The following is a 242-nucleotide window of genomic DNA, read 5'->3' on the forward strand; positions in this document are numbered from 1 at the left end:
ATCGGCTTCGGAGCGGGTGCCCTTGACGCGCACGTCGCACGGCGAGGCACCGGCGGTGCGGTCCAGCACCTGGGCGTTGCGGTTGCGCGTGCCGACCAGCGCGCTGGCGGCCAGGTCGATGCCCGGGGCGTCGCAACGCGGGGTATCGCGGTCGCCCCGCACCGTGCCCGCTGACGCGCCGGCACCCAAGCGCACGCTCTGCGGGCCTTTGATGATGGTCAGCCGGTCGAAGGTTTCCGGGG

1 pseudogene is annotated in these 242 nt (G+C 74.0%); it reads right to left on the reverse strand.

Annotated elements, in window-relative coordinates:
- Positions 1-242 (reverse strand): annotated as a pseudogene (locus ACQG3P_RS22365) (TonB-dependent copper receptor); the annotation flags it as partial.

Origin of the sequence: Stenotrophomonas sp. SrG (genome assembly GCF_050031795.1) — a bacterium.
Lineage (GTDB): Bacteria > Pseudomonadota > Gammaproteobacteria > Xanthomonadales > Xanthomonadaceae > Stenotrophomonas > Stenotrophomonas rhizophila_A.